Raw genomic sequence first — 9947 nt, 5'->3', positions numbered from 1 at the left:
GTTGTTTGAGAACAACTTTTATTTTTAGCAGTATATTTTGCTTCTTCTAATGTATAAAATAATTCAGTATCTATTCCAGTAAATGAACTATTTGTTATTAATAAATATCTTTTTTCCATAATTTAACTCCTCCTAATTCTTTTTAGTATTTAATGCTCAATGTTCATCAGTAATTTCATCTTTTGAAACTAGATAACTTCTAAGCATTAATTCATTTATTTTGTTGATAATTTTTTTATTTAACTTTTTCATCTTTACCTCCTTATTATTAATTTTGGTAATTGTTGGTATATTAACTACAATGTTCTACAATTTGTAGTTGTTTGTAGTATTAAGTACCTCCTCATCAAGTCCCCACTAGTAGATTAATTAAGAAATCCTTGCCCAGTTCTTAAAAGAACAAACTTCTACGCACACGATTTTATTTTTTCTTGTTAATTAATAGTTATTAATGCACCACTACACGTCTATCTTAATCAAAATCATTAATTTACAAAATCGCAAAAAAACAAGTTAACAGCTCTAATGGTTTCGTGCCGGCGAAATGCCTTGCTGGGGAACCTTCCCTAAAAAATATGTAATTGTATAAAATTAAACACTTGTAGAACCAATATATTTAATTTGTAAAGTTGTTTTTTAAATAAAAAACAACCCTTTAACAAGAGTTGTTTTGTCCTATTTCATCCTTTATTCTACATCTTTTCTTGAACAAACTTAATAAAATAATTTTCAATTTTTATTGTTTTACCGTCTAATTAATTTACGAAATGCATCATATCCTAATAACATTAATAATGGAATCACCATCATTCCTAATGATACTACCGTCATTTGCCAAGATAACAGTGGTGATGTATCAAATTTATACTCTTTCGTTGTTGTTAAAAAAATTAAGTTTAAGCCCAGCGTATATACCATCAAGAAATTTAATATTAAGGCAATTAATGAAGCACCTAATAAATAATAATTAGTTGGAGCCACATTATACTGTGTTTTAATTCGATAATTTGGTAATTGAATTGCAAAAGCAAAAATTACTGGTGAACAAACCATCACTAAAATTGTCGCAATTTTAGCATCTTCAATATTGTGGAAAATATTTTTACCAATGAAAAATGTACCAATTACAGTAGCAGCTGTCACAAAAGCTAAATATAGAATTGTAACTAAACTATTGGTAAAAAAGTTTCTTTCTTACTTCGTGGTTTTTCCAACATTAATCCATTATCATTATTTCCTAACCCGATTGAAATTGACATTAATGTTTCAATAACTAAGTTAAATCATAAAATGTTAACAGAATCAAATGGTTTAATTTTAGTTATAACCGAAATAATAATAAAGGCTAACACATTTGCTAATTGTGCAATACAAACAAAAGCAATCACACGTTTAATTTTATGATACACATTTCGTCCCTCTTCAACACCGCGAATAATTGTTGAAAAATTATCATCTTGTAAAATAATATTTGCAGCTTCTTTTGAAACATCTGTTCCTGTTATTCCCATTGCAATACCAATGTCAGCTTTACTTAAACTTGGAGCATCATTAACCCCATCACCTGTCATTGAAACAACATAGTTCATTGATTGCAAACACTCAACAATTCTTGTTTTGTGATCAGGATTAACTCGTACAAAAACTGATATATCACGCAGTTTTTCTTGTAATTTATGATTATCCATTTTGTCAATTTGATGACCAGATAAAACATTTGCTTCTGAAACTGCTAATCACAATTCTTTATCAATAGCTAAAGCAGTTGCTTTATGATCTCCAGTAATCATAATTACTCTATTCCCTACTTCATGCGCCTTTCTAACCGCTTCAACATCCTCTGGACGGGGTGGGTCAATCATGCCAACCGCACCTAAGAAAATTTAAATTAGTCTCAATTTCTTGCTGATCTTTTTTCTTAAAAGCAAAGGCTAAAACGCGTAATGCTTGACTTGATAAATCTAATGCTTCTTCTTGAATTTCTTCCTTCATTGCTTCAGTTAATGGGACAATTTCATTATTTAAATAAATTCAATTACACTGCATTAATAATTGGTCAAGAGCACCTTTTGTATAAACAAATTCTTGCTTATCAACATGATTAACAGTTGACATTAATTTTCGGTCAGAATCAAAGGGAACTTCTAAAACACGAAGATATTTTTCACGATATTCTATTTCACTAATTGTAAATCTTCTTGTAAAATCAATTAAAGTAATTTCGGTTGGATCACCAATTCGTTCTTTTTTTTGATTAATAGCATCATTACATAAAGTTAGACAATTAATAAAATGAAAAGCTGCCTTATTATTTTGTTGATAATTAAAATCATTTTCTTTAAAAATTTCATTATTGAAAATAATCTCTTTAACGGTCATTTTATTTTGCGTCAAAGTTCCTTTTTTATCTGAACAAATAACATTAACTGAGCCTAATGTTTCAACTGCATCTAACTTTTTAACAATAACATTAACTTTTGTCATTCGCTTTACTGATAATGATAAAATAACTGACACAATGACAATTAAAAACTCCGGGATAACAGCAATTGCAATTGTAACCGCTGTCATCAAATTAATTGGTCAACTATTTTCATCAGTTAATAAAAAGAAAACAAAAACAAAAATTGCTAATAAAATTGCAAAAATACTGACAACTTTTGTTAATTTTGTTAAGCGTAACTGCAATGGTGTTTTTTCTTGTTTTGTTTTAACAATATAAGCAGCAATTTTGCCAATTTCACTATCAACAGCATTTGCAACAATAATTCCAACTGTTCGACCATTTGTAATAAAATTTGACATAAAAACCATATTAGTCTGTTCTGCTAACACTAATTTTTCTTTTAAAATTATTTCACTATTTTTTTCAACAGGAACTGATTCACCAGTTAAGGCTGCTTCATCAATTAATAAATTATTTGCTTCTAAAATGCGAATATCCGCTGGAATATATTTTCCTGCTTCTAAAATAACAATATCCCCAATGACTAATTCATCGACTGGGATTTCAAAAATTGCACCATCTCGTTTAACGATCGTTACTGGAATTGTCATTTTTTTAAAGAATCAAGTGATTTCCTTGCTTTAATTTGTTCAAGTGTTTGAATGAAGGCATTTAATAAAACAAATACATAGAATCACAATGAAATCTATCACATAAATTCGATTATTAACAACTTTTTCAATAATAACCGAAGTAACTCCTGCAATAATTAAAATAAGAGATAATGGATCTAATAATGAAACTAAAAAAATTAAAATTCAATGTTTGTTTTTAGGTTTTGTTAATTCATTTTTTCCATTTTTAATTAGTCTTTCTTTAGTCTGTTTTGAAGATAATCCAACATTTAAATTGCTTCTAAATTCTTGTTCTAATTCTTTATATGATTTATTAAATCACATCTTTTTATAATGTCCTCACTTTCTATATTTATTATTTATTATTTAAAAATTTAATTTCATAGTTTTTAATTTACTTTACGTATTAATTTTATAATATAAATGCTTAAATTACTAAATTTATTTTAAAAATATAAATTATTAAAATATAATTTTAAATAAAAAATCTTAAAGTTCTTAATTAAGAACTTTAAGATTTAAGATAATTCTATTTTTTAGCATTTTCTGCTAATTCAATTTCCTTTTGTAATTCAAAAGCCCGTAAATTTTTTTCCAAATATTCTTTATTCGTGGGTAATTCTAAGTTAATTTTTGAAAAATAGCATATCTCAACAATACCTCAATCTAATTGGAAATCAAAAACATGACCCCCAGTATTTTTTTCAATATTAATAAAATGACAATGGAAACCATTAACTCCCAATGTATTGGCAAAATATGGGGTTCAAAAACCAAAAATATCACCATTAGTATTTTTAACATTAAGAATTCCTTGCTGTTCTGATGCTTTTACTAAGGTTGGATATGGTTTTTCTTGTCACGAAACAGTTCTTGTTTTTATTTCTGAAAATAAACCATTAATTTTAATCCCATAAAATAAATTTAAACTTGGTAAATTTTCAACAATAATTTTTTAAATTTCTTCATAACTAGTTGGTTGTGAGATATTAATTTTTTGATGTTATTCAAAAAATGCCATAACAGCAAATGGACTCGTCATATTCGCCGTAACTTTATTAACTGTTCCATCTGATTTTAATTGATACCCCTCACCATCTAGAACAATTAATTCACCATCCAAATGGTCAAAAGTTCCTAATCCAAAATTACCTTGCTTTAATAACGCTTCAAACTTAATCATACCATCAAAATTTCCAGCGACTAAACTTGTTATTGTTGAAAATTGATAAACATTACTAAATTTTTGAACCATAACTAATAAAACTCCTTCTTATAATAAACTTTATATTTAAATTGTTTATTAACATTATTTAAACATAAAGTTAAAGAAAAAAACATTTCATTCTTGAAATGTTTTTTATGCCTTACCTTTGCATCCAAATCATGATGTTAATTCATCAAATGTTGTTTTAATTGCTTCATATCCAGGTTTTAATAATTTTCGTGGGTCAAACCCTTTTCCATTTTCTGGTTTGTCTTTTCCCTCTTCAATATATTTTCTTGTGGCAACAGCAAAAGCAATTTGTAATTCAGTATTAACATTTATTTTACTAATTCCTAATGAAATCGCCTTTTTAACTTGTTCTTGTTGAATTCCACTACCACCGTGTAAAACCATTCCAATTTTTGCAGCAGCTTGAATATCTTCTAAAGCTTGAAAATTTAAACCTGGTCATCCTGTTGGATAAGGACCATGAATATTTCCAATTCCTGCAGCAAGGAAATCAATTCCTGTTGCTACCATTTCTGCAGCTTCTTTTGGATCACCAATTTCACCAGCACCAACTACACCATCTTCTTCTCCACCAATTGTGCCAATTTCAGCTTCAACTGATACAGCATTTATTTTTGCATATGCTACTACTTCTTTTGTATTTTTTAAATTTTCAGCAAATGGATGGTGACTACCATCATACATTACTGAGGAAAAACCAGCATCAATTGCCATTTTACAACTTTCTACTGATTGACCATGATCTAAATGTAATGCTGCTGTAACCGTAATGTCTAATGAGTCTAATAACGCATTAACCATTGCAACAACTAAATTATAACCTCCCATATATTTAATTGCTCCTTCTGAAGCTCCTAAAATAATTGGTGTTTTTGTTGCTTGTGCAGCTTCTAATAAAGCTTTTGTTCATTCTAGGTTATTAATATTAAAATGACCAACAGCATATTTATTTTGATGTGCTTTTTTAATTAGTTCACTAGCATTAACTAATCTAGCATGATATTTTTGTCCCATAATTCTTTTTCCCTTCTAATATAAAATATTACGTTAATATTATAAACTTTTTATTTTAAAAAATAGTATAAAACAAAGGAATTTATTAATATTTGTCTAATTTACCAAAATTTACCAAAAAGAAAGAAAAAAAAGAATTTTTAGAATTCTTGTTCCCTTTTTTAAAAATCCCGTGTTATAAATAAAGTACTATATGGCAACATATAGTAAACAAACAGAGTTTATCATTACCTGATGGATGGGCCTCCTAAAAGGTAATACCCAAAGATAGGTATCCGTTAGTAAATAGTTTTTTCATATTTTTTTCTAAAGGGCATTTCTACTCAAGAGATGCCTTTTTATTTTAATTTTTGGCAATAATTACAAAAATAAGTTCCACGTCCATTAATAAAAATTTTATCAATTAATTGATGGCAATTAAGGCATTCCATTTTATTTCGCCCATGTACTTTTAATTGTTGTAAAAATTTACCATCCATCCCTGGTTCAGGATGGTAAGTTGCAATTGTTGTCCCTCCTTCATCAATAGCTTTTTGCAAAACTAGTTTTGTATTCTTAATAATATTTTGATAATCTTGATCAACTAAATTTTTTGTTCTTTCACCAGGATGAATTTTAGAGGCAAATAAAATTTCATTGGCATAAATATTCCCAATTCCAACAATAACATTTTGTTCCAATAATGTTGTTTTAATTGGCTGCGATTTATTTTGTAAAGCATTCTTCAAATATGAAACTGTAATCTTTTCATCAAATGGTTCATATCCTAACTTATTCAATGGTGCTTGTTGTAAATAATCATTTTTACTATATAAATGCATTGTTCCAAATTTCCTTGTATCATGATAGCGCAATTGAAATTGATGATCAAGTTCAAATAAAACCATAATATGTTGTCATTCGCCAGGTTCATCTTTTGATGTAAAATAATATTTGCCTTCCATTCGTAAGTGACTAATTAAAACATAATCATCCAATATAAATAATAAATATTTTCCCATTCGATCAATTCGATTAATTTTTTGTTTAACAATCTCTTTTATAAATTCCTTTGAATCAAGAGGATATTTTATTATTTTATTTCAAAAAATTTGACAATCAGTAATTGTTTTTCCAACAACATGTTTTGTTAAAATACGACGAACCGTTTCAACTTCTGGTAATTCTGGCATATTGTTCCTTCTTTCTTAATTAATAATTTAATTTTATTTTTATATCTGTATTGTAAAGATGCAATTAGGTAAATCAACCCTTATTAATTTGATAATATACCTTTTATCAAAAAATGCAATATTTTTTCAAAAAAAAATAACTTTTTTAAATATGAGTTAATATTTAAGCACGACAAAAAGAAAAGTTTGCTACAAATATATAATTTATATTTAAAAAAATTAAATATTAATATTTTGTAAAAATACCTCTTTGGAGGATAATCAACCTAAACTCGGTCGCGGCTTTTCATTAATAATTTTCATAACTTTATTAATTTCTTTTTGAGTAACAGTATTAAAATCAGTTCCCTTAGGTAAATACTCTCTAATATCTCTATTTATTCTTTCAACTTTTGCTTTTTGTGTCGGAGTTCCAGCATCACAAAAATAAACATTAGCATTAGCAATTTTCTCTATCTCTTTTCATTTACTAAATTCTTTACCTTGATCTGTAATAATTCCTTTTATATTTACTTTATAAAGTTTATTTCTAATAATACTTTTAAGAGCTTTATTAACCTCTTCTGAATTATGTTGATTTAATTTAAAACAAATCGTATATAAACTTTTTTCTTCGGTAAAAGTTAAACAAGCAGACTGATGTTCTTTTCCAACAATACAATCCATTTGAAATCAACCAAAAGTTCCCTTTTCATGTTCTGCTTCTTCAATAAATCTAATATTAGTTAATTGACCACAATCATCTTTTCTCTTTTTTGTTTTATATTTTTTACCTTTAAATGGTAATTTTTTCTTAATTTCAATATTTTCATCATTAAAAACTTTATATTCAATATATTTATAAAGTGTCATATGTGAAAATGGAAACTTTTCATTATACTTTTTTTCATATTCATAAATAATTAATCTTAGTGAATAACTTTTTTTACTTAAAATTTTTCTTACATAATTTACAACTTTTGTTGAAATTATAGTATATTTAATAGATTTTTTTCTTTTCTTTTTATAATCATCATTTGCTTTTTCAGGATTATATTCTTCACCAAGTCTTTGAGCCTCTAATCTAATTGTATTAGGACTTTTATTCATTACTTTTGCTATTTTAGAATAATTAGATGTACCATTTTTCTTTTTAAATGTTTCTGATGTTAAATATTCTTTTAACTTATATCTTTCATCAAGAATAAAATGTTTATATTTTTTCTTTTTCATAAGATTTAATCAACCCTTTCTGAAAATATTTTTATCATAAAATTTACAATTTTGTTGACATTTTATTAAAAGATGTTAGGATGGTGATGTAATTTAATACAAGTAGGATTAATCAACCCTTAATCGCTTGTTTAAAAATTACTAAAAATAAAGACTTGCAAAAGTCTTTTTTATTTTACTTTTTTATATTTTTTTGTAGAATGGTGATGACAAAAAGAGGTAAAAAAGATGGCAAAAGTAGATAAAAAGTGATGAATAATGGCAAATTTAACAAAAATAAAGCAAAAATTAACAAAATTTGATGAATATTGTAAAGAAAATAATATTAAACTTGCCACAAAAGAAACCTTATTAATCTTTTGTAATTTAGAAGAAGATGAATATAATACCTTAAAAGACACTAATTTATTAGCATTTAATGAACTTAAAATGAAAATAAGAATATTAGAAAATGATATAAAATTATATCTCTTAAATAAAACTAAGGGGGGTGTATCAGTATATGCCCATTATTATGGTCGTGAAAATGAAACTGAAATAAATTATGCCCCTTTAGTGATTAATATAGATAAAGGAAGAGATATATAATGGCAATGTTATATGAATATAGCTATCTTAATAAGATAGTAATTAGTTTATTAAATAATACAGAGTATATAGCAGATGAGATTAATTTAGCAGGTAGTCGTAAAGCAGGTAAAACTTATTCTATTGATGAATTAATAGCATTATTAAGTTGTGGTGTGTTGGCAAATAAAGATAAAAAATAGCAATATATGGTTTTAGATTAAATAGTGCTGATACTGCTGAAATGCAACAAGATATTCAAGATGCATTAGATAAAATAGGTTTAATTCTTAATCCTACTAAAAAATGAAAAGGTGGTCATTATCAATATAATGCTAGGTTTAATAAACCTACTTGATTATTTCCTAATGGTAGTTTTATTAAATTACAAGGAGCAAGAAAAAGTAATTCATCGCAAGTATTAGGTAAAGGAACAGCACGAGCAAATGGTGCTGATTTATGTATTATTTGATTAGAAGAAGCAAATGAATTTAGTAAAGCAGAAAAAGAAGCAATTATGCAAGCAGTTCGTGATTATAAAAAATGATATTAATTACAAGTACTAATCCTGATAGTATTTATCAAGATCATATTGATTATTTAAATAAATTAATGCCATTTAATCGTAAAGAATTAGAAAGTAATGGTGAGCAAATATCTAAATTAATAGTGCCAGTCTTAGATCCTAAAACAGGTCAAAAAGCATATGATAAAAAAGTAATTAATCATTATACTAATTATTTAATTAATAAAGATGTAGAAACCACATACATTTTGTATATTTGGTTTTTACTGTTAATAAGATTGCAAAAGATATTGAAATTAAAAAGTAAAAGAATAAATTATTCCGCGTAATTTATTAGCGGATAATTTATTCAATAGTGTTTTTAATGGAGCGAAGCGACAACGAGCGGAGCGAGTTTGCAAATTTCAATTTTTTAGTTTTTAGAGAGGAGATGTAATATGCCAACTTGATTAACGACAATATTTAGTGTTGTTATTATATTAGGGATTTTTGCTTGAATTGGTTTATCAATTTATCAAAAAATTAAACAAATTCGAGGAAAGAAAAAAGAAAAAAAGAAATTGAAACAAAGGAGAGTAATAAATAATGTTAGGTATGTATTTAACAACAGCGTTTAATTTTTTAACAGAACCTACACCTAAAACTATGACTAAGGGTATGACTGGTATTTGAACTGGTTTATCTAGTGCATTATGAAAAGTTAAAGAAGGTATAACAAATATTTTACCTGAGATAATGGTTTTCTTAGGTGAAGCGTGAATTATATTAATTCCATTTGCTATATTTTGTATTATTAAAATTTTAAACTTTTTCCGTGTTATGGTTAAAGGATTTTAATATTTATTATAATCGATTATATATCTTAGCTAAGGCACACTTCATTTGGTTATTTTTAGTAGGATTTAATAATGGTTTTCTTAGGTGAAGCGTGAATTATATTAATTCCATTTGCTATATTTTGTATTATTAAAATTTTAAACTTTTTCCGTGTTATGGTTAAAGGATTTTAATATTTATTATAATCGATTATATATCTTAGCTAAGGCACACTTCATTTGGTTATTTTTAGTAGGATTTAATAGAAATAAGAATATTAATAACAGTTTTGAACCAAAAATTTTTATAATATTTTTTATAA

13 protein-coding genes and 1 pseudogene are annotated in these 9947 nt (G+C 26.1%); 6 read left to right on the top strand and 8 right to left on the bottom strand.

Annotated elements, in window-relative coordinates; genetic code table 4:
* Window positions 1-744: 744 nt before the first annotated feature.
* The 8 genes and pseudogenes from C6B38_RS11365 to C6B38_RS06125 form a co-directional block, all read right to left on the bottom strand.
* Entirely contained in the window at window positions 745-1143 is a 399-nt protein-coding gene (locus C6B38_RS11365) for a hypothetical protein (RefSeq protein WP_233485601.1), read from the bottom strand.
* A 23-nt stretch (window positions 1144-1166) separates the two neighbouring features.
* Window positions 1167-1862, bottom strand: a complete 696-nt coding sequence (locus tag C6B38_RS11360; RefSeq protein ID WP_233485600.1) for an HAD-IC family P-type ATPase — start codon at window positions 1860-1862, stop codon at window positions 1167-1169.
* The gene (locus C6B38_RS11355; protein WP_233485599.1) at window positions 1822-3057 is read right to left on the bottom strand and encodes an HAD-IC family P-type ATPase; all 1236 of its coding nucleotides are present in this window, start codon (window positions 3055-3057) and stop codon (window positions 1822-1824) included. Before C6B38_RS11355 ends, C6B38_RS11360 begins: the two co-directional genes overlap by 41 nt.
* A gap of 30 nt (window positions 3058-3087) precedes the next feature.
* The gene (locus C6B38_RS11350; RefSeq protein ID WP_233485598.1) at window positions 3088-3405 is read right to left on the bottom strand and encodes a cation-transporting P-type ATPase; all 318 of its coding nucleotides are present in this window, start codon (window positions 3403-3405) and stop codon (window positions 3088-3090) included.
* A 205-nt stretch (window positions 3406-3610) separates the two neighbouring features.
* Window positions 3611-4264 (bottom strand): annotated as a pseudogene (budA, locus tag C6B38_RS06140) (acetolactate decarboxylase).
* Window positions 4265-4441: 177 nt separating this feature from the next.
* The gene (gene fba / locus C6B38_RS06135; RefSeq protein ID WP_105299002.1) at window positions 4442-5332 is read right to left on the bottom strand and encodes a class II fructose-1,6-bisphosphate aldolase; all 891 of its coding nucleotides are present in this window, start codon (window positions 5330-5332) and stop codon (window positions 4442-4444) included.
* A gap of 338 nt (window positions 5333-5670) precedes the next feature.
* Window positions 5671-6504, bottom strand: a complete 834-nt coding sequence (mutM, locus tag C6B38_RS06130) for a DNA-formamidopyrimidine glycosylase (protein ID WP_105299001.1) — start codon at window positions 6502-6504, stop codon at window positions 5671-5673.
* Window positions 6505-6723: 219 nt separating this feature from the next.
* On the bottom strand, window positions 6724-7716 hold the full coding sequence (locus tag C6B38_RS06125) for an IS30 family transposase (protein WP_105299000.1): 993 nt from the start codon (window positions 7714-7716) through the stop codon (window positions 6724-6726).
* A gap of 228 nt (window positions 7717-7944) precedes the next feature.
* Between C6B38_RS06125 and C6B38_RS06120 the strand changes: the two genes are divergently transcribed.
* The 6 genes from C6B38_RS06120 (at window position 7945) to C6B38_RS06095 (ending at window position 9646) form a co-directional block, all read left to right on the top strand.
* Window positions 7945-8304 (top strand): hypothetical protein, encoded by a 360-nt coding sequence (locus C6B38_RS06120; protein WP_105298999.1) that lies wholly within the window; start codon window positions 7945-7947, stop codon window positions 8302-8304.
* Entirely contained in the window at window positions 8304-8486 is a 183-nt protein-coding gene (locus C6B38_RS06115) for a hypothetical protein (protein WP_105298998.1), read from the top strand. Before C6B38_RS06120 ends, C6B38_RS06115 begins: the two co-directional genes overlap by 1 nt.
* Window positions 8487-8527: 41 nt before the next feature.
* Complete coding sequence (locus C6B38_RS06110) at window positions 8528-8836, top strand: hypothetical protein (RefSeq protein WP_105298997.1); 309 nt, start codon at window positions 8528-8530, stop codon at window positions 8834-8836.
* The gene (locus C6B38_RS06105) at window positions 8827-9138 is read left to right on the top strand and encodes a hypothetical protein (protein WP_105298996.1); all 312 of its coding nucleotides are present in this window, start codon (window positions 8827-8829) and stop codon (window positions 9136-9138) included. Before C6B38_RS06110 ends, C6B38_RS06105 begins: the two co-directional genes overlap by 10 nt.
* Before the next feature lie 108 nt (window positions 9139-9246).
* Entirely contained in the window at window positions 9247-9426 is a 180-nt protein-coding gene (locus C6B38_RS06100; protein WP_105298995.1) for a hypothetical protein, read from the top strand.
* On the top strand, window positions 9395-9646 hold the full coding sequence (locus C6B38_RS06095; RefSeq protein WP_105298994.1) for a hypothetical protein: 252 nt from the start codon (window positions 9395-9397) through the stop codon (window positions 9644-9646). Before C6B38_RS06100 ends, C6B38_RS06095 begins: the two co-directional genes overlap by 32 nt.
* Window positions 9647-9947: the final 301 nt, after the last annotated feature.

This window comes from Spiroplasma sp. ChiS, from assembly GCF_002968355.1.
In the GTDB taxonomy this organism is placed as follows: domain Bacteria; phylum Bacillota_I; class Bacilli_A; order Mycoplasmatales; family Mycoplasmataceae; genus Spiroplasma; species Spiroplasma citri.
The sequence above is the reverse complement of the archived record's forward strand: the minus strand, read 5'-3'. Positions and strand labels throughout refer to the sequence as shown.